At 77.9% G+C, this 222-nt stretch carries 1 pseudogene; it reads left to right on the top strand.

Annotated features, from left to right (window positions below):
* Nucleotides 1-183 (top strand): annotated as a pseudogene (locus tag OOT08_RS13160) (DNA-3-methyladenine glycosylase family protein); the annotation flags it as partial.
* Between the last annotated feature and the right edge of the window lie 39 nt (nt 184-222).

Below are 222 nucleotides of genomic sequence, written 5' to 3'. Positions count from 1 at the left end.
ACGACCGAGGTCGTCGCCCTGCGCGCGCTCGGTGACCCGGACGCCTTCCCCGCCGGGGACCTCGTGCTGCGCCGGGCGCTCGGCTCACCCCCCGCTCGCGAGGTGCTCGCGCTCGCCGAGCGCTGGCGTCCCTGGCGCGGCTCCGCCCTCATGCAGCTCTGGACGGAGGCGGCGCACCAGTGATCCGCACCGCCCGCACCGCCAACACCGCCCCGTTCCCCG

The organism is Leucobacter sp. M11, assembly GCF_035726885.1.
In the GTDB taxonomy this organism is placed as follows: Bacteria; Actinomycetota; Actinomycetes; order Actinomycetales; family Microbacteriaceae; genus JAPFRB01.
Note: the sequence above shows the minus strand (reverse complement) of the source record. Positions and strands in the feature narration are given on the sequence as shown.